At 55.7% G+C, this 24823-nt stretch carries 22 protein-coding genes; 14 read left to right on the top strand and 8 right to left on the bottom strand.

What is annotated here, in order from left to right; all coding sequences use genetic code 11:
• Positions 1–34: 34 nt before the first annotated feature.
• The gene (gene tcdA, locus K5E19_RS12115; protein WP_221551410.1) at positions 35–841 is read left to right on the top strand and encodes a tRNA cyclic N6-threonylcarbamoyladenosine(37) synthase TcdA; all 807 of its coding nucleotides are present in this window, start codon (positions 35–37) and stop codon (positions 839–841) included.
• Here tcdA and csdE read toward each other — a convergent pair.
• The gene (gene csdE, locus K5E19_RS12110; RefSeq protein ID WP_221551409.1) at positions 832–1278 is read right to left on the bottom strand and encodes a cysteine desulfurase sulfur acceptor subunit CsdE; all 447 of its coding nucleotides are present in this window, start codon (positions 1276–1278) and stop codon (positions 832–834) included. The genes tcdA and csdE overlap by 10 nt on opposite strands.
• Positions 1278–2483, bottom strand: coding sequence for a cysteine desulfurase CsdA (gene csdA / locus K5E19_RS12105; protein WP_221551455.1), 1206 nt, complete (start codon positions 2481–2483; stop codon positions 1278–1280). The genes csdE and csdA overlap by 1 nt, the downstream gene beginning before the upstream one ends.
• 192 nt (positions 2484–2675) lie before the next feature.
• On the opposite strand from csdA, the gene K5E19_RS12100 reads away from it, so the two are divergent.
• From K5E19_RS12100 to rlmM, 4 genes are all read left to right on the top strand, one after another.
• Complete coding sequence (locus K5E19_RS12100; protein WP_010435104.1) at positions 2676–2903, top strand: YgdI/YgdR family lipoprotein; 228 nt, start codon at positions 2676–2678, stop codon at positions 2901–2903.
• A gap of 347 nt (positions 2904–3250) precedes the next feature.
• Entirely contained in the window at positions 3251–4168 is a 918-nt protein-coding gene (gene gcvA, locus K5E19_RS12095) for a glycine cleavage system transcriptional regulator GcvA (protein WP_010435102.1), read from the top strand.
• A 39-nt stretch (positions 4169–4207) separates the two neighbouring features.
• The gene (locus tag K5E19_RS12090; RefSeq protein ID WP_010435099.1) at positions 4208–4603 is read left to right on the top strand and encodes a DUF423 domain-containing protein; all 396 of its coding nucleotides are present in this window, start codon (positions 4208–4210) and stop codon (positions 4601–4603) included.
• Positions 4596–5696, top strand: coding sequence for a 23S rRNA (cytidine(2498)-2'-O)-methyltransferase RlmM (rlmM, locus tag K5E19_RS12085; RefSeq protein WP_221551408.1), 1101 nt, complete (start codon positions 4596–4598; stop codon positions 5694–5696). The genes K5E19_RS12090 and rlmM overlap by 8 nt, the downstream gene beginning before the upstream one ends.
• 62 nt (positions 5697–5758) lie before the next feature.
• Here the strand turns inward: rlmM and xni are convergent, their stop codons facing one another.
• The 5 genes from xni to queF form a co-directional block, all read right to left on the bottom strand.
• Complete coding sequence (gene xni / locus K5E19_RS12080; protein WP_221551407.1) at positions 5759–6514, bottom strand: flap endonuclease Xni; 756 nt, start codon at positions 6512–6514, stop codon at positions 5759–5761.
• Positions 6515–6626: 112 nt separating this feature from the next.
• Complete coding sequence (locus tag K5E19_RS12075) at positions 6627–7994, bottom strand: L-serine ammonia-lyase (RefSeq protein ID WP_221551406.1); 1368 nt, start codon at positions 7992–7994, stop codon at positions 6627–6629.
• Between the two features lie 63 nt (positions 7995–8057).
• Positions 8058–9347, bottom strand: coding sequence for an HAAAP family serine/threonine permease (locus K5E19_RS12070; protein WP_221551404.1), 1290 nt, complete (start codon positions 9345–9347; stop codon positions 8058–8060).
• A gap of 513 nt (positions 9348–9860) precedes the next feature.
• Complete coding sequence (gene ppnN / locus K5E19_RS12065) at positions 9861–11225, bottom strand: nucleotide 5'-monophosphate nucleosidase PpnN (RefSeq protein WP_221551402.1); 1365 nt, start codon at positions 11223–11225, stop codon at positions 9861–9863.
• A 116-nt stretch (positions 11226–11341) separates the two neighbouring features.
• A complete protein-coding gene (gene queF / locus K5E19_RS12060) occupies positions 11342–12184 on the bottom strand; it encodes an NADPH-dependent 7-cyano-7-deazaguanine reductase QueF (protein WP_221551401.1) in 843 nt (280 codons plus the stop codon).
• A 69-nt stretch (positions 12185–12253) separates the two neighbouring features.
• Between queF and syd the strand changes: the two genes are divergently transcribed.
• The 8 genes from syd to K5E19_RS12020 all read left to right on the top strand — a co-directional run bounded on the left by syd (position 12254) and on the right by K5E19_RS12020 (position 20569).
• Positions 12254–12799 carry a SecY-interacting protein gene (gene syd, locus K5E19_RS12055; RefSeq protein WP_221551400.1) on the top strand — a complete coding sequence of 182 codons (546 nt, stop codon included), beginning with the start codon at positions 12254–12256 and terminating at the stop codon, positions 12797–12799.
• Positions 12800–13431: 632 nt separating this feature from the next.
• The gene (locus tag K5E19_RS12050) at positions 13432–13761 is read left to right on the top strand and encodes a YqcC family protein (RefSeq protein WP_221551399.1); all 330 of its coding nucleotides are present in this window, start codon (positions 13432–13434) and stop codon (positions 13759–13761) included.
• Entirely contained in the window at positions 13758–14543 is a 786-nt protein-coding gene (truC, locus tag K5E19_RS12045; protein WP_221551398.1) for a tRNA pseudouridine(65) synthase TruC, read from the top strand. Before K5E19_RS12050 ends, truC begins: the two co-directional genes overlap by 4 nt.
• 15 nt (positions 14544–14558) lie before the next feature.
• Positions 14559–15008, top strand: a complete 450-nt coding sequence (locus K5E19_RS12040; RefSeq protein WP_221551397.1) for a flavodoxin — start codon at positions 14559–14561, stop codon at positions 15006–15008.
• Positions 15009–15303: 295 nt separating this feature from the next.
• Positions 15304–16659, top strand: a complete 1356-nt coding sequence (gene gudP / locus K5E19_RS12035; protein ID WP_221551396.1) for a galactarate/glucarate/glycerate transporter GudP — start codon at positions 15304–15306, stop codon at positions 16657–16659.
• Positions 16659–17999, top strand: coding sequence for a glucarate dehydratase family protein (locus K5E19_RS12030; protein ID WP_221551454.1), 1341 nt, complete (start codon positions 16659–16661; stop codon positions 17997–17999). The genes gudP and K5E19_RS12030 overlap by 1 nt, the downstream gene beginning before the upstream one ends.
• A gap of 15 nt (positions 18000–18014) precedes the next feature.
• Positions 18015–19352 carry a glucarate dehydratase gene (gene gudD, locus K5E19_RS12025; RefSeq protein ID WP_221551395.1) on the top strand — a complete coding sequence of 446 codons (1338 nt, stop codon included), beginning with the start codon at positions 18015–18017 and terminating at the stop codon, positions 19350–19352.
• 77 nt (positions 19353–19429) lie between these two features.
• Complete coding sequence (locus K5E19_RS12020) at positions 19430–20569, top strand: glycerate kinase (RefSeq protein ID WP_221551394.1); 1140 nt, start codon at positions 19430–19432, stop codon at positions 20567–20569.
• 89 nt (positions 20570–20658) lie between these two features.
• Here K5E19_RS12020 and barA read toward each other — a convergent pair whose 3' ends face one another.
• The gene (gene barA / locus K5E19_RS12015; protein WP_221551392.1) at positions 20659–23418 is read right to left on the bottom strand and encodes a two-component sensor histidine kinase BarA; all 2760 of its coding nucleotides are present in this window, start codon (positions 23416–23418) and stop codon (positions 20659–20661) included.
• Between the two features lie 59 nt (positions 23419–23477).
• Between barA and rlmD the strand changes: the two genes are divergently transcribed.
• Positions 23478–24776, top strand: coding sequence for a 23S rRNA (uracil(1939)-C(5))-methyltransferase RlmD (gene rlmD / locus K5E19_RS12010; RefSeq protein WP_221551391.1), 1299 nt, complete (start codon positions 23478–23480; stop codon positions 24774–24776).
• The last annotated feature ends 47 nt before the right edge of the window (positions 24777–24823 follow it).

Raw genomic sequence — 24823 nt, 5'->3', positions numbered from 1 at the left:
AGGAAAACCTCACCCTTTTTACATCTGAGGTTTTATGTCTGTGGTAATCAGCGACGCCTGGCGCCAGCGTTTTGGCGGTACGGCACGTTTATATGGTGAAAAAGCCCTGCAGCTGTTTGCGGATGCGCATGTCTGCGTCGTGGGCATTGGTGGTGTAGGGTCGTGGGCGGCAGAAGCGCTGGCGAGAACCGGTATTGGCGCAATCACGCTGATTGACATGGATGACGTTTGCGTTACCAACACCAACCGTCAAATCCACGCCCTGCGCGATAGCGTCGGCCTGGCGAAATCTGAGGTCATGGCGGAGCGTATTCGTCTTATCAACCCCGAGTGCCGCGTGACGGTGATCGACGACTTTGTGACGGCAGATAACGTCGCGGAGTTCATGAGCAAAGGCTACAGCTATGTGATTGACGCTATCGACAGCGTGCGGCCAAAAGCGGCGCTGATCGCATACTGCCGTCGCTACAAGGTGCCGCTGGTCACGACGGGCGGTGCGGGCGGTCAAATTGATCCGACGCAGATCCAGGTGGCCGATCTGGCGAAAACCATTCAGGATCCGCTGGCCGCCAAGCTGCGTGAACGCCTGAAGAGCGACTTTAACGTGGTGAAGAACAGCAAAGGCAAGCTGGGCGTCGACTGCGTGTTCTCAACTGAAGCGCTGGTTTATCCCCAGGCAGATGGGTCTGTCTGTGCGATGAAGAGTACGGCGGAAGGGCCAAAACGAATGGATTGCGCCTCCGGCTTTGGTGCGGCCACCATGGTGACCGCCTCCTTCGGCTTTGTGGCGGTGTCTCACGCCCTCAAGAAAATGATGGCGAAGGCGGAACGTCAGGCCTGAGCCTGACGTGCGGCATCCAGTACCGCGTCGCTGAGCGCGATCAGCCCCTGACCGCGCGAGGCGCTGAGCTGCGCGCGCAGCCCAAGTTCATCAAATAACGCCAGCGGCGAATGTGCCAGCAATTCCGCCGCGTTTTTCCCTTCGACGGCGGTTAACAGCACCGCCAGCAGCCCTCTGACGATACGGCCTTCGCTGTCGCCAAAGAAGTGCAGTTTCTCGCCGGAGATGCTATACCCCAGCCAGACGCGGTTTTCACAGCCTGCAATCTCTTTCGCCTGCGCTTTAAGATCGTCTGAAAGCGCAGGGAGCTGTTTACCCAGCAGGATCAGCTGGCGATATTTATCTTCCCACTGTTGGAGCGGGGCGAAGGTCTGTTTTAACGTCTCTTCGGTGATCACGGTGCCGAACGGATGCCCGGCTAAAGCAGCGCTAGTCATTAATCCACCAGTAATTCAAGGGCGCGGTCAACAGCGGTAACCAGAGCGTCAACATCGCTTTGTGTGTTATAAGGCGCGAAGGAAGCACGTAGCGTACCGCTAACGCCAAGCGCCGTCAGCAGCGGCTGGGCGCAGTGCTGTCCGGCGCGCAGGGCGATGCCATATTCCGCCAGCAGCGTGACCATATCACTGTGATGCACGCCTGCAAAATCAAAGGCGAGCAGGCTGGAATCCTGCACGCGGAACGAGCGGAAACCGGGGCGTTTTTTAAGTTCTTCTTCTGCAAGCGTAGCCAAACCCCGGCTCCAGCTTTCAGCCTGAGCCACGTCCGTTTCTTCCAGCCACTCAAGCGCCGCACTTAAGCCAATCACGCCCGCCACGTTCGGCGTACCGGCTTCCAGACGGTAAGGCACCTCCTGAGTTTTAAAGCCGTCGAAGGTCACTTCGGCGATCATCTTGCCGCCGCCGAGCCACGGCGTCATTTGTTTCAGCAGGTCGGGTTTGCCGTACAGCGCGCCGATGCCGGTTGGCCCGTACAACTTGTGTCCTGAAAAGGCATAGAAATCAATATCCAGCGTTTGCACATCCGCCGGAAAATGCACCACGCCCTGCGCACCGTCGACCATCACCACCATATTACTGGCATGGGCAGTCGCAATGGCTTTAGCCAGATCTGGACAGCCGCCGGTAACGTTAGACATCTGCCCCAGCGCCAGAATCCGGCTGCGGGGGGTGGTAAGCTCTGGTAAACGCGCCACGTCCGGCAGTAAATCGGCACCCAGCGGGAGCTTCACAATGCGCGCACCCGTTTGTTCAGCGACCATCAGCCACGGCACCAGGTTGGCATGGTGTTCAGCCTCGCTGACGATGATTTCATCGCCCGGTTGAAGCCGTGGACGAGCGTAGCACTGGGCCACCATATTGATGGCCTCGGTAGTGCCGCGCGTCCAGACAATATTTTTCCCGCTTTCGGCATTAATCAGCCGTGCAACCCGATCGCGAGCGGCCTCATAGCGCGCGGTAAGACGCTGCGCTTCTGCGTACTGGCTGCGATGCACGTTGCCTGCGCTCAGGCTGTAGAATTGCTGCGTTGCGTCAATAACCGCCTGAGGCTTCAGGGCCGTGGCGGCGCTATCAAGGTAAATACCGGCATCGGCCAGCGCCGGAAACTGTGCGCGGAAGTGCGCAGGACTGAAAGCGTTCATGGAATTCCTCATGTCGATAAAGAGATCGTCGCGCAATTTCATCGGCAGGGCAAGGAGGTTGGTATCTATAAGATTTGTCTGCATATCCTGGCGACCTCGGAAAAGCAGGTTATGCTAAATAGTGTTAGGTGGATGTTTTAGCCTGTTATAAATCGAGGTTTGAATAGCATTAATTGCTAAAGGAGAATAATCATGAAAAAGACAGCCGCAATCATCTCAGCCTGTGTGTTTACCTTTGCCCTGAGCGCGTGTTCCGGAAATAACTACGTTATGCATACCAACGATGGTCGATCTATCGTTTCGGAAGGGAAACCGTCTACCGATAATGATACTGGGATGATTTCGTACAAAGATGCAAACGGGAACAAACAGCAAATTAATCGAAGTGATGTGAAAGAGATGAAAGAAATCGAGCATTAACAGCGAGATAGGCAAAAAAAAGCACCGCAAGTTGGCGGTGCTACATTAATCACTATGGACAGACAGGGTAAATGTACAGGAAGTGAAAAATTGGTAGCGTTGCTACCGTGGTCTGAATCGCAGACCAATTGCAAACACAACAACACAACATCACAACCGTAAGCCAAAAGCCCTTCAGAACACGCATTCCAAAAAACTTTTCGTTCCGGCTCAGGAAGTGCCGCCACTATAGGTATTTGCTGGTAGTTCCTCAACGGACAAATTATAATGGCTCAGATAAAAAAAACTAATAGGTTAAACGTTGTTTCCTATATGTTAAATCTCGTTAACATCTAAGCCAGATAACCATGTCGAAGCGATTGCCACCTCTTAATGCATTACGTGTTTTTGATGCAGCAGCACGTCACCTGAGTTTCACCCGCGCAGCAGATGAGCTTTTTGTGACTCAGGCCGCAGTAAGTCATCAAATCAAGTCCCTGGAGGATTTTCTGGGGCTTAAGCTGTTCCGTCGACGCAACCGCTCCTTGCTTCTGACTGAAGAAGGCCAGAGCTATTTTCAGGATATTAAAGAGATTTTTTCCCAGCTGACGGAAGCCACGCGTAAACTGCAGGCCAGGAGTGCTAAAGGCGCGCTTACGGTCAGTTTATTGCCCAGTTTTGCCATTCAGTGGCTGGTGCCAAGACTCTCAAGCTTTAACTCAGCTTATCCGGGAATCGACGTTCGAATCCAGGCCGTGGACCGTCAGGAAGACAAGCTGGCTGACGATGTGGATGTCGCCATTTTTTATGGTCGCGGCAACTGGCCGGGCTTGCGTGTAGAAAAATTATACGCAGAATATCTGCTGCCAGTTTGCTCGCCGCTACTGCTGACAGGCGACAAGGCCCTGAAAACGCCCGCTGATTTGGCGCAGCATACGCTTTTGCATGATGCTTCTCGCCGTGACTGGCAAACTTATACCCGCCAATTAGGTCTTAACCATATAAATGTGCAGCAGGGACCCATTTTTAGCCACAGCGCAATGGTGTTACAGGCTGCTATTCACGGGCAGGGCGTCGCGTTGGCGAACAACGTGATGGCACAGTCCGAAATTGAGGCCGGCCGTCTGGTCTGCCCGTTTAATGATGTTCTGGTCAGCAAGAATGCGTTTTATCTGGTTTGTCATGACAGTCAGGCAGAACTGGGTAAAATAGCCGCCTTCCGACAGTGGATCCTGTCTAAAGCGGCAAACGAGCAAGAAAAATTCCGCTTCAGGTATGAACAATAACTTTTGTGTGCTGTGCACGCATCACTTTAGGACAGAAACATGACCAGCCGATTCATGCTGATTTTTGCCGCGGTGAGTGGCTTTATTTTTGTGGCACTGGGTGCTTTTGGCGCGCATGTGTTAAGCAAAACCTTAGGGGTGGTAGAGATGGGCTGGATCCAGACCGGCCTTGAATATCAGGCGTTTCACACCCTGGCAATCTTTGGGCTGGCGGTGGCAATGCAGCGCCGGATCAGCATTTGGTTTTACTGGAGTAGCGTGTTTATGGCGCTGGGTACCGTGCTGTTCAGCGGTAGCCTGTACTGCCTTGCGCTCTCTCATTTGCGCCTGTGGGCGTTTGTTACTCCTGTCGGCGGCGTCAGCTTCCTGGCGGGATGGGTATTAATGTTTATCGGAGCTATCCGTCTGAAACGCAAGGGCGTTGTTCATGAATAAGGTTGTTTTATATTGTCGCCCGGGGTTTGAGAAAGAGTGCGCCGCGGAAATTACGGATAAAGCCGCGAAGCGCGAAGTCTTCGGTTTTGCCCGCGTTAAAGAGAATGCGGGCTATGTGATATTCGAATGTTATCAGCCTGAAGACGCAGACAAACTGGCACGCGAGCTGCCGTTTAGCTCGCTGATCTTCGCACGCCAGATGTTTGTCGCGGGCGAGCTGCTGAAAGATCTGCCGCCGGAAGACCGCATCACGCCGATTGTCGGCATGCTGCAGGGCGTGGTGGAGAAGGGGGGCGATCTGCGCGTTGAGGTTGCCGACACCAATGAAAGCAAAGAGCTGATGAAGTTCTGCCGCAAATTTACCGTGCCGCTGCGTGCAGCGCTGCGTGACGCGGGCGTGCTGACGAACTACGAAACGCCGAAGCGTCCGGTGGTGCATATCTTCTTTATCGCCCCTGGCTGCTGCTATACCGGCTATTCCTATACCACCAACAACTCGCCTTTCTTTATGGGCATCCCGCGTTTGCGCTTCCCGGCGGATGCGCCGAGCCGTTCAACGCTCAAGCTGGAAGAGGCGTTCCACGTCTTTATCCCGGCAGATGAGTGGGATGAGCGTCTGGCAAACGGGATGTATGCGGTGGATCTCGGGGCGTGCCCGGGCGGCTGGACCTATCAACTGGTGAAACGCAACATGTGGGTATCGTCCGTTGATAACGGTCCAATGGCGCAAAGCCTGATGGACACCGGACAGGTCACCTGGCTGCGTGAGGACGGTTTCCGCTATCGCCCGAACCGTAACAACATCTCCTGGATGGTGTGCGATATGGTTGAGAAACCGGCAAAAGTCGCTGCGCTGATGGCTTCCTGGCTGGTGAACGGCTGGTGTCGTGAGACGATTTTTAATCTCAAGCTGCCGATGAAAAAGCGCTACGAGGAAGTCTCTCAGAATCTGGCCTACATTCAGGAGCAGATGGACGAGCACGGGATCAACGTGGTCATTCAGGCGCGTCAGCTATATCACGACCGCGAAGAGGTGACGGTACACATTCGTCGCTGGTGGGCTGCGGTTGGCGGACGTCGCGACGAGCGATAGTGCGTGCTTTGTTTTGCCCGGTGGCGCTGCGCTTACCGGGCCTACAAAACCCTGAAGTCGCTTTAACGTTCTAACCGCAACTGCTGTAAATTCCCGTCCAGCTGTAAATCCGTCTGTAGCGTTGCGATTTCCCGGCAGATAAACGCCATCTCTTTATGCGCCTCCAGCTTCTTGCGCCACTTTTCTGGCACCTCATCCAGACGGGCGTAAATCCCCTCCAGACTCTGAAAATCCGTCAGCAGCTGCGCGGCACTTTTCGGTCCAATACCGGTAACACCCGGAACCTTAGAGCTGCTGATGCCTGCCAGCCCCCAGTAATCCGGCAGTTGCTCAGGCGAGACGCCGAACTCGCTGGCGATAAACGGCGCGTCCAGCCAGCGTTTTTGAAAATAGTCGCGAATGCGGATAGTCGGCGAGAGCAGCTGACAGTAGCCTTTGTCAGTTGAAACGATAGTGGCCTGATGCCCGGCGCTCGCCACCTTTACGGCCAGAGTAGCCGCGAGGTCGTCGGCTTCATTTCCGTGTGCTCCCCAGCAGGGGACGCCGCGCTGTTCAAATGCCGCGCGTATCATAGGTAACTCTGCATGAAGATCGTCCGGCATCGGTGCGCGTCCGGCTTTGTAGTCGGGCAGACGCTGGTGTCGCCAGCCCGTGTTGCGGGCTTCGTCATCAAATACCGCGACCGCGTGGGTGGGTTCACTGTGGCGGATAAGCTGTTCCAGCGCGTGCAGGCAGGTGTCCTTACAGGGGGTGCCCTGTACCGCATGGATACGGCGGATCAAATTGAGTGCATCGACGATAAGTAAATGAACGGCCACAGATAATCTCCCTTCTATCTCATGCGAGAAGGGTAACACTGTCAGCAGCGTGAAACTATGAATGGTGGGGAAAACAGGAAGAAGCCTCGCAAAACGAGGCTTCCTGAGAGGCTTAATCGCAGGTCACGATCTTCATCGCCAGGCCACCGCGGGAGGTTTCGCGGTATTTGGCGTTCATATCTTTACCCGTTTCGTACATGGTTTCGATAACCTTATCGAGACAGACGCGCGGTTCGCTGGTGCGGCGCAGCGCCATACGTGCCGCGTTCACCGCCTTCACGGAGGCAATCGCGTTACGCTCGATGCACGGCACCTGCACCTGTCCGGCGACCGGGTCACAGGTCAGTCCCAGGTTATGTTCCATGCCGATTTCCGCCGCGATGCACACCTGCGCCGGGCTTGCGCCCAGCAGCTCAGCCAGACCCGCCGCCGCCATGGAGCAGGCCACGCCGACTTCACCCTGACAGCCCACCTCCGCACCGGAAATGGAGGCGTTCATCTTATACAGCGAACCTATCGCACTGGTGACCAGCAGGTAGCGCGCCAGAGAGTTCGCGTTCACTTCGCGGATAAACTTGTCGTAGTACGCCAGCACCGCCGGAACGATACCGCACGCACCGTTGGTTGGTGCGGTAACAACGCGGCCGCCCGCGGCGTTTTCTTCGTTTACCGCCAGCGCGAACATGTTGATCCAATCGACGACTGCCATCGGGTCAGTCGTGGTTTTGTCGGTGCTCACCAGCATACGACGCAGCGCTGCCGCACGGCGCGGCACGCGCAGTTTGCCCGGCAGTACGCCTTCGGTGGTGATCCCGCGCTCGATACCGCCGCGCATCACTTCCCAGACTTTTGCGAAGTGCTGTTCCAGCTCTTCTTTGCTGTGCAGCGCCAGTTCGTTTTTCATCATCAGGCCGGAAAGGGACAGGCCCGTCTCCTGGCAGTGACGCTGTAAATCCGCCGCGTTTTCGTACGGATAAGGCACGTCAACAGCGGAATTGTTGGTTTGACCAAAATGGTCTTCGTCGACAATAAAACCGCCGCCGATGGAGTAATACGTCTGGCTGTAAACCGCTTTGTCGCCGGCCAGTGCGGTAATGCGCATGCCGTTTTCGTGCAGCGACAGGTTGTCCGCATGGAAATTCATGCAGTGGTCAACCGGGAATTCAACCTCGTGCTCGCCGTTCGCCAGCAACAGACGACCGTGGGTGTTTACGTCCTGGATAAAGCCAGGGATCGCATCAATATCAACGGTATCCGGCAGGTTACCCGCCAGGCCCATGATGATGGCGATATCGGTATGGTGGCCTTTACCCGTCAGGGAAAGGGAACCGTATACATCGACGACCACGCGGGTGATGTCGTGCAAGATGCCGCGTGCAATCAAGTCATCCGTGAATTGTTTACCGGCTTTCATTGGTCCGACGGTGTGAGAGCTGGAAGGACCAATACCGATTTTGAAAATATCGAATACGCTAATCATGATGCGTCCATTGCTATCAGTCAGAGAGGAGGAGTGCGCCGCCCGAGGACGGCGCAGGAGGTATTAGCTGAACAGCGAGTAGAAAATAGCGGAGATGGCAATCAGGCCCATAATCACAACGAATACGTTGCTGATATGGCCGCTGTATTTACGCATCGCAGGGACTTTCTGAATCGCGTACATCGGCATAAGGAACAGAATCATTGCGATAACCGGGCCGCCCAGGGTTTCAATCATGCCCAGGATGCTTGGGTTCAGGGTCGCTACCGCCCAGGTGGTGAGCAGCATGAACAGTGCAGTGATTTTGTTCAGCTTGTTGATTTCAATGCTCTTGCCTTTACCGCGCAGAGATTTAATCACCATACCGTTGAAGCCTTCACGTGCGCCCAGGTAGTGGCCCAGGAAGGATTTGGTGATAGCGATAATCGCGATGATTGGCGCCATCCACGCAATGACCGGTGCGTTAAAGTGGTTCGCCAGGTAAGACAGAATAGAGATGTTCTGCTCTTTCGCTGCCGCCAGATCCACCGGGGAGAGGCTCAGTACGCAGCTGAAGACGAAGAACATCACGGTCAGTACCATCATGATGTGAGCGCGTGCCAGGATGCTGGAGCACTTCTTCTCTGCGCCATTACCGTACTCTTCACGTTTCGCAACAGCGAAAGAAGAGATGATCGGAGAGTGGTTGAAAGAGAACACCATCACCGGAATCGCCAGCCACAGGGTCATCAGCAGGCCGTTACCGGTTGCCGATGCGCTGCTCAGGGACAGGGTTTCCAGCGCTGCGCCGTTCCACTGTGGGATCAGGTAGCAGGCCAGCACCATCAGAGCAATAACGAACGGGAAGACCAGTACGCTCATCGCTTTCACAATCATCTGCTCGCCGAAGCGCACGATGGTCATCATGCCGACGATCAGGATCAGAGACAGAATCGCACGCGGTGGCGGCGTCATCTGCAGCTGGTGCATCATGAAGCTTTCAACGGTGTTGGTGATCGCCACGCTGTAAACCAGCAGAATCGGGTAAATCGCGAAGAAGTAGAGCAGGGTAATCAGTTTACCTGCGCCGACGCCAAAGTGCTCTTCAACCACTTCAGTGATGTCTTCGCCCGGGTTTTTACCGGACAGCACGAAGCGGGTCAGGCCGCGGTGTGCAAAGAAGGTCATCGGGAAAGCGATGATAGCCATGATGATCAGCGGGATCAGACCGCCGACGCCTGCGTTGATAGGAAGGAACAGTACACCAGCGCCGATTGCTGTGCCGTAAAGGCCAAGCATCCACATGGTATCCGTTTTGCGCCAACCACTTCGGGAATCAATCGAAGCAACGGTGCTGGTTTGAGTGGTTTCCATCTGTATCTCCTGGAGGAAGCAAATTGTCAGGTTTCTAGTCAAATCCGATGAAAAAGTGCCTGACGGTAATATGAAATTCGTTCAGTGACGGTTTTTTAATAATTTTCACCCGTAACTATTGGCGGGCGGAAAGATACATTTTCGTTATGAATCCTTCAGTGATCCTGATCCCAATTGCAATAATCCACTCTCTATGTGGGCATGTTTAGACCATTTATCTGTCAAAAAAACGTCAAAGAGAATTTACGGGCGCGAAGGCTACCATTAACGACATGTAGCGTGAAAGGTTGGCCCGCGAGTTAGGAGGGTTACGCTGTAAAGAAATAGGTTTTTAGGATTTTCTGGCAGGTAATTTTGATTAGGGCTGATATTTTACGGTTCCGAAAACGAGGTAATCGTTTGCGCGTGGGTGAAAAATATAAATAACATAAACGATGTCTATGAATTGCATCAGTAATAAAAAAGCCGGATCCTGAAGGACAGGATCCGGCTTTAAAAGCGCAACTTGAAATCTTATTTGATGATTTCGTAGCAGGGTATATAGGCCGAGCCCGGCAGCTTCATGCGGTGCTGGGCGACAAAGCCCTGCAGCATGTCATCCATGCGACGCATCATCTCCGGGTCGCCGTGGATCTTATACGGCCCAAATTCTTCAATGGCGCGGATCCCTACCTCTTTCACGTTACCTGCCACAATGCCTGAGAAGGCGCGGCGCAGATCGGCTGCCAGCACTTCCACTGGCTGATCGGGATAGAGCTTCAGGTTCGCCATGTTTTCATGCGAAGGTTCAAACGGGATCTGCAGGTCCGGCGCGATGCGGATTGACCAGTTGAAGCTGTAAGCATCCCCGGTATCGCGACGGTTCTCTTTCACCAATGGCATCGCTTTCTTCATCTGGCGAGCCACTTCTGCCGCATCGTCAATGATGATGCGATAGTGACGACGCGCGGCTTCACCCAGCGTGTGCACGATAAATTCGTCCAGCACGCGGAAGTAGTCTGCGCTCTCTTTCGGCCCGGTCAGGATCAGCGGCAGAACCTGATCTTTGTTGACCGGGTTCATCAGAATACCCAGCAGATAAAGCAGCTCTTCCGCCGTGCCCACGCCGCCGGGGAAGATGATAATGCCGTGGGCGATACGGACAAACGCCTCAAGACGTTTCTCGATATCCGGCATGATAATCAGTTCGTTAACCAGCGGGTTAGGCGGCTCAGCCGCGATGATGGACGGCTCGGTCATACCGATAAAACGTCCTTCTTTATAGCGCTGCTGCGCGTGTCCCACTGCGGCTCCTTTCATTGGCGCTTCCATCGCACCCGGACCACAGCCGGTACAGATATTCAGCTCGCGCAGGCCAAGCTGGGTACCCACCCGACGCGCATACAGGTATTCGGTTTCGTTAATGGAGTGACCACCCCAGCAGACGACCATGTTCGGTGCTTCGCCAACGTGCAGGGCACGGGCGTTACGCAGAATTGAGAACACCAGGTTGGTGATATGGACCGAGCTTTCCAGGTCGAGATGCTGGAAGCGGCCAGCGTTGTGGATCTGCCCGTTAACGAACAGAATGTCGCGCAGCACGGCAAACAGGTTGGCCTGCAGAGAGCGAATAATGCGCCCGTCGACAAAGGCGTCTTCCGGCGGGTTGATAACCTCGAGTTTCACCCCGCGCTCGCGGCGCAGCACGTTGATATCAAAGCTTTCGAAGCGAGACAGCAGCTCTTTACTGTTGTCGGTCAGGCTTCCGGAGTTCAGTACGGCAAGTGAACAGTTACGAAACAGTTGATAGAGATCGCTACTGGCCGTGCGTTTAAGCATGTCCACTTCCAGCTGCGACAACATATCCATTGAGCCAAGCGGGCTAATATGTGTAATCAAGTGAGCTCCTTACGGGACGATTATCGTCTTTCCCTGTTGATTACAATAGCCCTGGCGCGTGACGTTTCACAACCTAAAGCGCGGAAGATACCGCGCATATTGTGAAAATATTTATATTATTGACGCACCAGACGGCCCGTCGCAGGCACAAAATCGGTATTAGTACGCCACGGGTTGATGTCCAGTCCGCCACGGCGGGTGTAGCGCGCATAAACGCTCAGCTTTTCTGGCTGGCAGAAACGCATAATGTCGTTAAAAATGCGCTCCACGCACTGCTCGTGGAATTCGTTGTGATGGCGGAACGACACCAGGTAGCGCAGCAGTTTTTCCCGGTCGATTTTCGGCCCGCGATACTGGATCTGCACCGAGCCCCAGTCTGGCTGGTGGGTGATCAGGCAGTTGGACTTCAGCAGATGGCTGACCAGCGTCTCTTCAACCACCTTTCCGCTCGCCGCGCTTTCGAGGTAGTCGGCACTGAACTCATAACTTTCAACGTCAATGTCCTGATCGTCGATGCAGGCACCGTGAAAGTGGGCGATAGGCTGCCCTTCCAGCTCATGCAGACGATACAGCGATACGGCAACGTCTCCTTGTGCACAGGCGCGTAGATCCCGCTCCAGCGTAGCCTGGACGTCGTCCCAGCTGTTGAATTTTGTCTGGTTAAAACTGTTGAGATAGAGCTTAAAGCTTTTGGACTCGACGAGGTTAACGCTGGCGTAATCCAGCTCAACGTGACCCACGGCCACCTGCGGCAGCCCGCGCGCGTTAAGCCAGGAGAGTTCGTATAGCGTCCAGATATCGCCGCCGACAAACGGCAGCGCGTCCGCGTGTAACCCAAGCGGGTCGCGGTTCAGGCTGCGGGGTACGCCCTGCAGCAGGCTTGCATCGTAGGTGTCGCGGTAATCGGTCGATTTACCCAGCGTTAAGCCGGTTAACGCCTGATGATTTTCGTAAGACATGTTTCATAGCCACTTTACAGGTACACTTATGGCCTGAGTTTATCCTGTCTTACAAGAAGAGAGAAATCGGTGGATATCGAAACTGCAAATGCCCTGACGACCTTCACGACCCGCTATTGCGATGCATGGCATGAAAAACAGGGGACGTGGCCGCAAAGTGCTGATTTATATGGCATCCCCTCACCGTGCATTATCTCTTCACTCGACGATTACGTTATCTGGCAGCCGAAGCCCAATACCGGCGAGCAAAATGTAAATGCGGTTGAACGGGCAATGGACATTGTGGTACAACCAGCGGTTCACGCGTTTTATACCGCGCAGTTTGCAGGGGATATGCCTGCGCGCTTTGCCAATATTACGCTGACGCTGTTGCAGACCTGGAGCGAAGACGATCTGCAGCGTGTGCAGGAAAACCTGATTGGTCACCTGGTCACGCAAAAGCGCCTTAAGCTTTCTCCGACGCTCTTTATTGCCACCCTGGACAGCGAACTGGATGTGTTATCCGTTTGCAATCTGTCCGGTGAAGTGATTAAAGAGACCATCGGTACCCGCAATCGCGAGATTCTCGCCCCCTCTCTTGCGGAATTTCTTACCCAACTTGAGCCACTTCTGTAATCCATGATGCTACGGCGCGTGTGAGAGATCTCTTACAAGGTTTGTGAGAGATCGCTGGAACATTCAGTATTACCTTATTTAATTAAGATTAATATTACGCTGTTTTTCAATGAATTACTTGTTCATCGCATCGTTTTTAAGGATTTCTGACGTCTTACAGTGCTCACGGGGTGGGTTGTAAGACGAAGCGGAATAACGGATTCTATCTCCGTCGACAGGAAGCCGACACGAGAAACGAACATCAGGATGATGGCGTTTCTTACTCAGGACTCGTCAGGATGGCGCTGCAGGAAGGCTTCAGGATGAAGCAAAGCGGATCGCGCAGGATGCGTAAAGGACACCTCCAGGAAGGAGAAAGAGAGCCGGTCAGGATGGTCGGTGGGTCAGGATGGCCAGGACGTTTCAGGATGAAACAATCACGTCAGGATGATGTGAGCAGGATGCGAAAGGTAGACGGATGACCAGGCCTTCGGGCATCAGGAAAAGTTGTCACGGATGAGCAGGGAGCACGAATTGTAGCTGGAATGCTGCGGAACGAACCGGGAGCACTGTTTTTACAGTGCTCCCTTTTTTTATTTCTGCGTTCTGCAATGCTATGCTGCGCGCCGTTCAGTTTTTCAGTTGAGGTGACTATGACGCAATACGATAGCGTTCGTGCCCAGTTGCACGCCATCGAAGCACTCTTGCGCCAACATCAGCTGTGGCAGGAGATTGCGCCGCAGCCAGAAGCATTCGCAAGTACCCAGCCATTCTGCCTGGATAAGCTGGCTCCCTTTGAGTGGCTGCAGTGGGTATTGATTCCGCGCATGCACGCTCTGCTGGACGGCGGCCATCCGCTGCCACAGGCGTTTGCCGTCTCTCCCTATTATGAAATGGCGCTCGAGGCGACCCATCCCGCGCGCGAGGTTATGCTGGTTGAGTTAGCACGCCTGGATGCGCTCTTTGCTGGTGACGATGCATGACGCTTGAGATCCTCTATCAGGACGAGTGGCTGGTAGCGGTCAACAAGCCGTCGGGCTGGCTGGTGCACCGCAGCTGGCTCGATCGCGATGAGAAAGTGGTGGTGATGCAAACCGTTCGCGACCAGATTGGTCAGCACGTTTTTACCGCCCATCGTCTGGACCGTCCAACCTCCGGCGTACTGCTGATGGGGCTTTCCAGCGAGGCAGGACGTCTGCTTTCTCAGCAGTTTGAACAGCACCAGATGCAAAAGCGCTACCACGCGATTGTGCGCGGCTGGCTGACGGAAGCCGCCACGCTCGATTATCCGCTGGTGGAGGAACTGGATAAAATCGCCGATAAATTTGCCCGTGATGATAAAGGCCCGCAGCCGGCGGTGACGGATTATCGCGGCATGGCGACGACCGAAATGCCGGTGGCGACCAGCAAGTTTCCGACCACACGCTACAGCCTGGTTGAGCTTTTGCCCAAAACCGGGCGCAAGCACCAGCTTCGTCGCCATCTCGCGCACCTGCGCCACCCGATTATTGGCGACAGCAAACACGGTGATTTGCGCCAGAACCGCAGCGCGGCCGAGCATTTTGGCTGCCATCGCCTGATGCTCCACGCCAGCGAGCTGAGCCTGACGCACCCGTTCACCGGCCAACCGCTGACTATCCGCGCGGGGCTGGACGACGTCTGGATGCAGGCGCTGTCACAGTTTGGCTGGCTGGGACAACTCCCCGAAAATGAAAGGGTTGAGTTTGTCTCAGGCAACGTTCAGGATGAACAGCAGGCACAATAATTAAGGGAGCAAAGCATGGCTGAAGTAGGCATTTTTGTCGGCACAATGTACGGCAACTCGCTGCTGGTAGCGGAAGAGGCTGAGGCAATACTTGCCAGCCAGGGCCATAAAGCCACGGTCTATGAAGACCCGGAACTGGCAGACTGGGAAAAGTATCAAGATAAATACATCCTGGTGGTGACCTCCACCACCGGGCAGGGCGATCTGCCGGACAGCATCGTGCCGCTGTTCCAGGGAATTAAAGACCAGCTTGGCTATCAGCCGAACGTGCACTACGGCATCATTGCCCTGGGTGACAGCTCTTACGCCAACTTCTGCGGCGGCGGCAAGCAGTTCGATGCGCTCCTGCAGGAGCAGAGCGCCCAGCGCGTCGGTGAGATGCTGCTGATTGACGCAGGCGAACACCCTGAGCCAGAAAGCGAATCGAACCCGTGGGTCGAGCACTGGGCAACTCTGCTTAAATAGTTATGTAGGCCGGGTAAGGCTTAGCCGCCACCCGGCAACGAAGCCGCAGCAAATCCTCAATTCCGTGAACCACCTTCCACTCCCTTGGGCTTATGCCATAAACAACCTCTCATACACCCTTCAATACTGTGTTTCTGCACGGTGAGAGAACGTGTCACTCCTTCATATACTTTCCCGGTCACTATAAAACGGCTTCAGGCCGTACCAAAACGACAAAACACAAGTCTCATTCTGATTACCCTACCGGTGCTGTACAGAATGAACCAGGCGAAAGCTATGTTTCAGGAGTGCAACAATGAGTACATTAAGCCACGCAGCGAGCAGCGCTGAAAAGCGCACCAACGCCCGCTACTGGATAGTGGTGATGCTGTTTATCGTCACGTCCTTTAACTATGGTGACCGCGCCACGCTGTCGATTGCCGGTTCGGAAATGGCAAAAGATATCGGCCTTGATCCCGTGGGCATGGGTTACGTTTTCTCCGCATTCTCATGGGCCTACGTCATCGGGCAAATTCCTGGCGGCTGGCTGCTTGACCGCTTTGGATCAAAACGGGTCTATTTCTGGTCCATCTTTATCTGGTCGATGTTCACCCTGCTGCAGGGGTTCGTCGATATCTTCAGCGGCTTCGGCATAATCGTGGCGCTCTTCACGCTGCGCTTCCTGGTGGGCTTAGCGGAAGCACCTTCCTTCCCTGGGAACAGCCGTATTGTCGCTGCCTGGTTCCCGGCACAGGAGAGGGGAACCGCGGTTGCGATTTTTAACTCCGCACAATACTTTGCGACGGTGATCTTCGCGCCAATCATGGGCTGGCTGACGCATGAGGTGGGCTGGTCGCATGTCTTCTTCTTCATGGGCGGGCTTGGGATCGTCATTAGCTTTATCTGGCTGAAAGTGATCCACGAACCCAACCAGCACCCGGGCGTGAACAAGAAGGAGCTGGAGTACATCGCAGAGGGCGGGGCGCTGATCAACATGGATCAGAAATCCGCAAAAGCAAAAGTCCCGTTCAGCCAGAAATGGGCGCAGATCAAGCAGCTCGTCGGCTCGCGCATGATGATCGGTATCTATCTGGGTCAGTACTGTATTAACGCCTTAACCTACTTTTTCATCACGTGGTTCCCGGTTTATCTGGTGCAGGCGCGCGGCATGTCGATCCTGAAGGCGGGGTTTGTTGCCTCGATCCCGGCAATTTGCGGCTTCGTGGGCGGCGTGCTCGGCGGGGTGATTTCCGACTGGCTGATGCGCCGCACCGGCTCGCTGAATATCGCGCGTAAAACGCCTATCGTGCTCGGCATGCTGCTCTCCATGACCATGGTGTTCTGTAACTACGTGAGCGCTGAGTGGATGATTATCGGCTTTATGGCGATGGCCTTCTTCGGCAAAGGCATTGGCGCGCTGGGCTGGGCGGTGATGGCAGATACCGCGCCAAAAGAGATCAGCGGCCTGAGCGGCGGTCTGTTCAACATGTTCGGCAATATTTCCGGGATTGTTACGCCAATCGCTATCGGCTACATCGTCGGTACCACCGGTTCCTTTAACGGTGCGTTGATTTACGTTGGGGTGCATGCGCTGGTGGCGGTGCTGAGTTACCTGGTGCTGGTCGGCGATATCAAACGCGTCGAACTTAAACCTGTAGGGGAGCGTGGATGATGACAACGCAATCAAGCCCTATCGTTACTGAGATGAAGGTCATCCCGGTGGCCGGACAGGACAGCATGCTGCTGAATATTGGCGGCGCGCATAACGCCTGGTTTACCCGCAATATTGTGGTGCTGAGCGACAGCGCGGGGAATACCGGCGTGGGCGAGGCGCCAGGCGGTGAGGTGATTTACCAGACGCTGGTTGATGCTATTCCGCAGGTGGTGGGCCAGGAAGTGGCCCGTCTGAACAAGGTGGTTCAGCGGGTGCATAAGGGCAATCAGTCGGCAGATTTTGATACCTTTGGAAAAGGTGCCTGGACGTTTGAACTGCGCGTCAACGCCGTTGCCGCGCTGGAAGCCGCTCTGCTCGATTTGCTCGGTAAGGCGCTGAATGTCCCGGTCTGCGAACTGCTGGGGCCGGGCAAACAGCGCGATGCGGTAACGGTTCTGGGCTACCTGTTCTACGTAGGCGACCGCAATAAAACCGATCTGCCTTATCTGGACCGTTCGCCTGGCAACCATGAGTGGTATCACCTGCGCCATCAGGAGGCGCTCACAGGCGAGGCGGTGGTGCGTCTGGCGGAAGCCGCGCAGGACCGCTACGGGTTTAAAGATTTCAAACTGAAAGGCGGCGTGCTGCCCGGCGAGCAGGAAATTGAAACTGCCCGCGCGCTGAAAAAGCGTTTCCCCGATGCGCGGATCACTGTGGATCCGAACGGCGCATGGTTGCTGGATGAAGCCATCTCGCTCTGTAAAGGTCTGGGCGATGTACTGACCTACGCGGAAGATCCGTGCGGTGCCGAGCAGGGTTTCTCTGGTCGGGAAGTGATGGCCGAGTTCCGCCGCGCCACCGGGCTGCCGGTTGCCACCAACATGATCGCCACCAATTGGCGTGAAATGGGCCATGCGGTGATGCTGAATTCGGTGGACATTCCGCTGGCGGACCCGCACTTCTGGACGCTGTCCGGCGCGGTGCGTGTGGCGCAGCTGTGCGACGACTGGGGGCTGACCTGGGGCTGCCACTCCAACAACCATTTCGATATCTCGCTGGCGATGTTTACCCACGTTGGCGCAGCGGCGCCGGGTAACCCGACCGCCATCGACACCCACTGGATTTGGCAGGAGGGGGAAGCCCGCCTGACGAAAAATCCGCTGGAGATTAAAAACGGCAGCATTGCCGTACCGGATGCGCCTGGGCTGGGCGTGGAGCTTGACTGGGATCAGATCCACAAAGCGCACGAAGCGTATAAGAGATTGCCAGGCGGCGCGCGTAACGACGCGGGCCCGATGCAGTACCTGATCCCCGGCTGGACATTTGACCGTAAGCGCCCTGTTTTTGGACGTCACTGATAAAAGGATTGAACCATGAGCACATTTTCTACCCCTGTAGTCACTTCCATGCAGATCGTTCCGGTTGCGGGCCATGACAGCATGCTGATGAATTTGAGCGGCGCGCATGCGCCTTTCTTTACCCGCAATATCGTGATTATCAAAGACAATTCCGGCCATACGGGCGTGGGCGAAATTCCGGGCGGGGAAAAGATCCGCAAAACACTGGAGGACGCCATTCCGCTGGTGGTGGGGAAAACCCTTGGCGAATACAAAAATGTTCTCAACAGCGTGCGCAGCACCTTTGCGGACCGCGATGCGGGTGGGCGCGGGCTGCAAACCTTCGACCTGCGTACGACCATCCACGTGGTCACCGGTATTGAGGCGGCAATGTTGGATCTGCTCGGTCAGCATCTTGGCGTGAACGTTGCGTCCCTGCTGGGCGAGGGTCAGCAGCGCACCGAAGTGGAAATGCTGGGCTATCTGTTCTTTGTCGGCAACCGCAAGCTGACGCCGCTGCCGTACCAGAGCCAGCCGGATGAACAATGCGACTGGTACCGCGTTCGCCACGATGAAGCGATGACCCCTGACGCGGTGGTGCGTCTGGCCGAAGCCGCTTACGAAAAATATGGCTTCAACGACTTCAAACTGAAGGGCGGCGTGCTGGCAGGGGAAGAAGAGGCAGAAGCCATTACCGCGCTGGCAAAACGTTTCCCGCAGGCGCGCGTCACGCTGGATCCGAACGGCGCATGGTCGCTTGATGAAGCGATTAAAATCGGTAAGCAGCTTAAAGGCGTGCTGGCCTACGCGGAAGATCCGTGTGGGGCCGAGCAGGGCTTCTCCGGACGCGAGGTGATGGCTGAGTTTCGCCGCGCAACCGGTCTGCCAACGGCAACCAACATGATCGCCACCGACTGGCGCCAGATGGGGCATACCTTATCCCTTCAGTCCGTCGATATTCCGCTGGCGGATCCGCACTTCTGGACGATGCAGGGTTCGGTTCGCGTGGCGCAGATGTGCCACGAGTTCGGCCTGACCTGGGGCTCGCACTCCAACAACCACTTCGACGTGTCGCTGGCGATGTTCACTCACGTCGCCGCCGCCGCGCCGGGCACGATCACCGCTATTGATACCCACTGGATCTGGCAGGAGGGTAACCAGCGCCTGACTAAACAGCCGTTTGAGATCAAAGGCGGCATGGTGCAGGTGCCGTCCACGCCGGGGCTGGGCGTTGAGCTGGATATGGACCAGGTGATGAAAGCCCACGAACTGTACCTGAAACACGGTCTGGGCGCGCGCGACGATGCGATAGCGATGCAGTATTTGATCCCGGACTGGACATTCGACAATAAACGTCCGTGCATGGTACGATAAACGCATTGGGACCGCTCCCATGAGCGGTCGTTTACGTGGTGTATGCTTAACGTAATGACTATGCGTAAGGATGGCTTATGAAAATTGTTATCGCACCGGACTCGTATAAGGAAAGTTTGAGTGCTCTTGAGGTAGCGACAGCGATAGAACGCGGCTTTCGCGAGATTTTCCCCTCGGCTAACTACGTAAAATTACCGGTTGCCGACGGGGGCGAAGGCACCGTTGAGGCGATGGTTGCGGCCACTCAGGGGCGGGTCATTCATGTCCCGGTGACCGGCCCGCTGGGGGAGCCTGTTGATGGATTTTACGGGCTATCCGGTGACGAGAGGTGCGCATTTATTGAGATGGCCGCGGCAAGCGGTCTGGAGCTTGTGCCACCTTCGCAACGCAACCCGTTGAAAACCACTTCGTGGGGAACGGGCGAGCTCATCCGTCATGCGCTGGACGCAGGCGTTAAGCATATCATTATTGGCATTGGCGGCAGTGCCACCAACGACGGCGGCGCGGGCATGGTCCAGGCGCTGGGCGCGAAACTGCTGGATGCCTCACAGGAATCTATTGGCCCGGGCGGCGGTGAGCTTGTCAATCTGGCGCATATTGACGTAAGCGGCCTTGATCAGCGCCTGAAAGCGTGCCGGATTGAGGTTGCCTGCGATGTCACCAATCCATTAATCGGAGAAGAGGGCGCGACTGCGGTGTTTGGCCCGCAGAAAGGGGCGACGCCGGAAATGATTGTCACCCTGGATAACGCGCTTGCCCATTACGCGCAGGTGATTGCCCGCGATCTGGACAGGGATGTTGTGAGTCTTTCCGGCGGCGGAGCGGCGGGCGGCATGGGCGCGGCGCTGCACGCCTTTTGCGGCGCACAGCTGCGCCAGGGTATTGAGATCGTGACCGATGCGCTACACCTTGCCGACCAGGTGGCGGATGCGGATTTGGTGATCACGGGTGAAGGTCGCATCGACAGCCAGACGATCCACGGTAAAGTCCCCGTGGGCGTGGCGAAAGTGGCAAAACGCTTTAACAAACCCGTCATCGGCATTGCGGGCAGCCTGACGGCGGACGTTGGCGTGGTACACGATCACGGTATTGATGCGGTGTTTAGCGTGATCTACACCATCTGCTCGCTGGAGGATGCGCTGGAAAATGCCAGCGAGAATGTACAGATGGCATCAAGGAATATCGCGGCGGTGCTGAAAGTGGGGCAGGCATTTTAGCTGTGATTGCCGGGTGGCGGCTTCGCCTTACCCGGCCTACGTAAGGGCACCTGTAGGCCCGGTAAGCGCAGCGCCACCGGGCTTTACTATCAGCTCCCCAACACCTTCATCGCTTCTCTTGTCACGTTATCCATCTCGTCCAGCAGCTCCAGGAATTCCGGTTCAAGCTCCGATTCCGGCGTACCGGCACGCAACTGCTGCTCCAGAAGCTGGCAGAGGTTTTTCAACCGTGGTACGCCGCTGTAGCCACAGCTGCCGTGCAGCTTGTGGATGGCTTCAAGCAGTTCTTCGGGGTTTTCTCCCACCAGCTGTTCTTCAACTTTATTACGGATTTCCGGCAGGAAGGCGACCAGCATCTGCAACATGTCGCGGGCTAAATCGGTTTTCCCTGCCGCCTGGCGCAGCGCCAGCGACCAGTCGAAGGTGGCATTCTGGTTGACGCTAATCTCCGGCGATTCTGCTGCAACCGTGTACGTCCCGCCAATATGCCCTGGTTTGTAGCGCACCAGCAGGCTATGCAGTTTCTCTTCGTCGATAGGCTTGGCCAGATAATCATTCATCCCGGCGCTCAGCAATTTTTCTTTCTGTCCGGCCATGGCGTGCGCGGTCACCGCAATCACCGGCGTTTGCTGCTGATGCGGGAGCTGGCGGATAAGCTCGCAGGCGCGAATGCCGTCCATACCCGGCATCTGAATATCCATCAGAATCAAATCGAACTGCATCTGTTTAGCCTGTTCCACTGCCTGCGCACCGCTGGTACACAGTTCCACGTGCTGAACCTGATCCTCCAGCAGCACGCCAATCAGCTTCAGGTTTGCCGGGTTATCGTCCACCGCCATCACGCTCATCGGCAGCTTTTGCTCGTCGCTGATGAGCGGCAGCGCGTGCTGGCTCAGACGACAATATTCGGTGAGCGCAGGCAGCAGGCGTGTGGCCGTGAGCGGTTTGAGAAGACAGGCGGCTGCCCCGTCATTTTTCAGCTCTTCGGCATTAATTTGTGCATGACAAGGCAGGGCCAGCAGCAGGTAGTCGGTCATTGATGCCGCTTTCGCCAGGCGTTCCTGCTGCATGGTCAGTTCGCCCGTAAAGGTCACTGGGATCCCCATCAGCAGGATATCGTAGTGCTCGACGGCAAGCGCAGAGAAGGTCGGGCTGTAGACTACCTCCAGCGGCGTGGTGCTTAACACGTCCAGCGTGCACTGCGCCGCTGCGGCATTTGGTTCAACGTAGGCCAGACGCATCCCTTTCAGGCAGTCGGTAACTGGCCCATCGGTCATAACGTTCGGGTTGAGATCGAGATTGATATGGAACCAGAAGGTCGAGCCACGGTTAGGCTGGCTGTGGAAGGAGATATCGCCGCCCATCTCTTTTACCAGTTTTTGGGTGATCACCAGCCCCAGCCCGGTGCCCCCGTGGCGGCGGGAAATACTGGCGTCCGCCTGACGGAATGCCTGGAACAGGCGCGACTGATCGCGCTCCGGTATGCCGATACCGGTATCGCGGATCTGCACCTCAATCTGCACCTTGTTATTACTGAGCGCCCGCTTTTCGACAAGAATGTCGATATTGCCGCTCTCGGTAAACTTGATCGCGTTACCGACCAGATTGGTGATGACCTGCTGCAGGCGCAGCGGATCGCCAATGACGTTATCCGGCACGTCGTTCTTGATATTGAGCGTCAGCTCCAGCCCTTTGTCATGCGACGAATGTGCAAGCAGCGTCACCACTTCATCCAGCGTGCCGCGCAGCGGGAACGGAATACTCTCCAGAATCAGCTTGCCCGCCTCCAGTTTGGAGAAGTCCAGCACGTCGTTAATGATCGCCAGCAGGTTGTTGGCCGAACGTTCGATAGTGTGCAGGTGGTCGCGCTGGGTGGGGTTAAGCTCGCTTTTCAGCGTCAGACGGGTAAAGCCGATCACGCCGTTCAGCGGGGTTCTCAGCTCGTGTGACATATTGGCTAGGAATTCGGATTTAATGCGCGCGGCTTCCTGGGCGCGTTTTTTCGCCAGATCCAGCTCGACGTTCTGAATCTCCATTTGCTCCAGCGTTTCGCGCAGGTCAGAGGTGGCCTGGTCAACGTTGTGCTGCATCTCTTCATGATACGCCGCCAGCGACATCGCCATCGAGTTGATGCCGTTTTTCAGCATATCCAGTTCGCCCAACATAAACCCTTCCACGCGGCTGTCGAGCTGGCCGCGACGGATACGGTCAACGGTGTTGACCATGTTTCGAATCGGCCCCGTCACATCACGCATCAGTCGCCAGCCGAAAATCAGCGCAATGCCGATACAGAAGAGCATCATCACGCCGGAGATAAAAATTTCTTTGTACTGCTGCAGCCGGACTGACTTGAGATCCAACTCCAGCGCCACATATCCCAGCATGTTGTTGCTGGATTTGGCTTCAGACTGAGCAGATTCATCGGGAGAATAGCTCTCGGAGACGATCGGCGTGCGCAGGATCATAATATCCCCTCGCCGCAATACGGTGAGATGGCGCGGGAACGGCGTGCCGTCAGGAATTTTCAGGGACGTCGGATCAAGGTGAAAATTCGAGGTAACAAACAGACGGTTGTTTTCATCATAAACGGAGATAGCCCGCACGATGTCCGAGTGACGACGATGCAACACGCTAATTAACTGACCAATGGATTCCCGGTTTTGCAGGTTCATGCCGTACTCGCTGGAGACCGCCAGCGGTTCGATAATGCTGGCTCCGGCGTCTTCCAGCTGTCGCTGCAAATCGTTATAGCGATGCACCACAAAGAAGATACTCAGCAGCAAACCGATCAATACGGTGGGGGCGAGGATCAAAATCATCATGCGTGCACGCAGGCTGTAGTTGGTCATGGCGTTCCGTTATGGGACAATTAGGACAATTATGTTTATATGTGAGAAAAATCTCAGCGATGGCGCAATTCTACTCTGCAAAGCGACGCGTGACGACGCGTCAGATCATAACTGTTGAAGCCACGGACCTCGATCCCTTTGGTCAGGGGGTGGCACGGCACAACGGTAAGACACTGTTTATAACAGGTTTGCTGCCATCAGAACGAGCAGAAATTACGCTGACGGAAGATAAACGCCAGTACGCGCGCGGCCAGGTAAAGCGCCGACTGAGCGACAGCCCGGAACGCGAAGTGCCTCGCTGCCCCCATTTTGGCGTCTGCGGGGGCTGTCAGCAACAGCATGCCAGCGTAGATTTACAGCAAAAAAGTAAAAGCAGCGCGCTGGCGCGTCAGCTTAAGCACGAGGTTAACGAGATTATCGCCGGGCAGCCCTGGGGCTACCGTCGGCGCGCGCGCCTGAGCCTGAGCTATCAGCCGAAAACCGAGCGGCTGGAGATGGGATTTCGTAAAGCCAGCGCCAGCGATATCGTGAATATAAAGCAGTGCCCTGTTTTGGTGCCCCAACTTGATGCATTGCTCCCTGATGTGCACCAGTGTCTGTCCGGGCTTGAGGGGGTTCGTCATCTCGGGCATGTGGAACTGGTTCTGGCTAACAACGGCCCGCTGATGGTGCTGCGCCATACTGCGCCGCTGTCTGAAAAAGACCGCGAAAAACTGGAACGCTTTTCGCATTCCCACAAGCTCGCGCTTTTCCTGGCGCCACAAAGCGAGATACTTGAGCAGGTTACGGGAGAGGCTCCCTGGTATGCGTCAAACGGGCTACGCTTAACGTTCAGCCCGCGGGATTTCATCCAGGTCAATGACGGCGTGAATCAGCAGATGATTGAGAAAGCGCTGGACTGGCTCGATATCCAGCCGACCGACCGGGTGCTCGATCTCTTCTGCGGTATGGGGAATTTCACGCTGCCCCTGGCGCAGAAAGCGGCAAACGTAGTGGGTGTGGAAGGCGTCGAGGCCCTGGTCGCCAAAGGACAGGAAAACGCCCTACAGAATGGCTTGCAAAATGTGACATTTTTTCATCAGAACCTTGAGGAAGATGTGACTCAACAGCCGTGGGCAAAACAGGGCTTTGATAAAATTTTGCTCGACCCGGCACGTGCCGGTGCTCCGGGCGTCATGGCACATATTATTAAACTCGCGCCGAAGCGTGTGGTCTATGTTTCCTGTAACCCGGCGACGCTTGCCCGGGACAGCGAGGCATTAATCAGCGCGGGTTACCAGATTCAGCGTCTGGCAATGCTGGACATGTTCCCGCACACTGGACATCTGGAATCGATGGCGTTGTTTGAGCACATCTAATTTGTTTGGCTTGTCGACTTCGACAGGCCCTGGTCCCTAAAGGAGAG

The organism is Enterobacter sp. RIT637 (assembly GCF_019718755.1).
Taxonomy (GTDB): Bacteria; Pseudomonadota; Gammaproteobacteria; order Enterobacterales; family Enterobacteriaceae; genus Enterobacter.
Note: the sequence above shows the minus strand (reverse complement) of the source record. Positions and strands in the feature narration are given on the sequence as shown.

Excerpts from the sequence above, each read along its gene's own strand:
- gcvA (WP_010435102.1), top strand. The coding sequence starts at position 3,251 with ATGTCGAAGCGATTGCCACCTCTTAATGCATTACGTGTTTTTGATGCA.
- K5E19_RS12100 (WP_010435104.1), top strand. The coding sequence starts at position 2,676 with ATGAAAAAGACAGCCGCAATCATCTCAGCCTGTGTGTTTACCTTTGCC.
- rlmM (WP_221551408.1), top strand. The coding sequence starts at position 4,596 with ATGAATAAGGTTGTTTTATATTGTCGCCCGGGGTTTGAGAAAGAGTGC.
- K5E19_RS12050 (WP_221551399.1), top strand. The coding sequence starts at position 13,432 with ATGACGCAATACGATAGCGTTCGTGCCCAGTTGCACGCCATCGAAGCA.
- tcdA (WP_221551410.1), top strand. The coding sequence starts at position 35 with ATGTCTGTGGTAATCAGCGACGCCTGGCGCCAGCGTTTTGGCGGTACG.
- queF (WP_221551401.1), bottom strand. The coding sequence starts at position 12,184 with ATGTCTTACGAAAATCATCAGGCGTTAACCGGCTTAACGCTGGGTAAA.
- barA (WP_221551392.1), bottom strand. The coding sequence starts at position 23,418 with ATGACCAACTACAGCCTGCGTGCACGCATGATGATTTTGATCCTCGCC.
- K5E19_RS12075 (WP_221551406.1), bottom strand. The coding sequence starts at position 7,994 with ATGATTAGCGTATTCGATATTTTCAAAATCGGTATTGGTCCTTCCAGC.
- K5E19_RS12090 (WP_010435099.1), top strand. The coding sequence starts at position 4,208 with ATGACCAGCCGATTCATGCTGATTTTTGCCGCGGTGAGTGGCTTTATT.
- csdA (WP_221551455.1), bottom strand. The coding sequence starts at position 2,483 with ATGAACGCTTTCAGTCCTGCGCACTTCCGCGCACAGTTTCCGGCGCTG.
- K5E19_RS12020 (WP_221551394.1), top strand. The coding sequence starts at position 19,430 with ATGAAAATTGTTATCGCACCGGACTCGTATAAGGAAAGTTTGAGTGCT.
- csdE (WP_221551409.1), bottom strand. The coding sequence starts at position 1,278 with ATGACTAGCGCTGCTTTAGCCGGGCATCCGTTCGGCACCGTGATCACC.
- K5E19_RS12040 (WP_221551397.1), top strand. The coding sequence starts at position 14,559 with ATGGCTGAAGTAGGCATTTTTGTCGGCACAATGTACGGCAACTCGCTG.
- gudD (WP_221551395.1), top strand. The coding sequence starts at position 18,015 with ATGAGCACATTTTCTACCCCTGTAGTCACTTCCATGCAGATCGTTCCG.
- K5E19_RS12030 (WP_221551454.1), top strand. The coding sequence starts at position 16,659 with ATGACAACGCAATCAAGCCCTATCGTTACTGAGATGAAGGTCATCCCG.
- truC (WP_221551398.1), top strand. The coding sequence starts at position 13,758 with ATGACGCTTGAGATCCTCTATCAGGACGAGTGGCTGGTAGCGGTCAAC.
- K5E19_RS12070 (WP_221551404.1), bottom strand. The coding sequence starts at position 9,347 with ATGGAAACCACTCAAACCAGCACCGTTGCTTCGATTGATTCCCGAAGT.
- rlmD (WP_221551391.1), top strand. The coding sequence starts at position 23,478 with ATGGCGCAATTCTACTCTGCAAAGCGACGCGTGACGACGCGTCAGATC.
- gudP (WP_221551396.1), top strand. The coding sequence starts at position 15,304 with ATGAGTACATTAAGCCACGCAGCGAGCAGCGCTGAAAAGCGCACCAAC.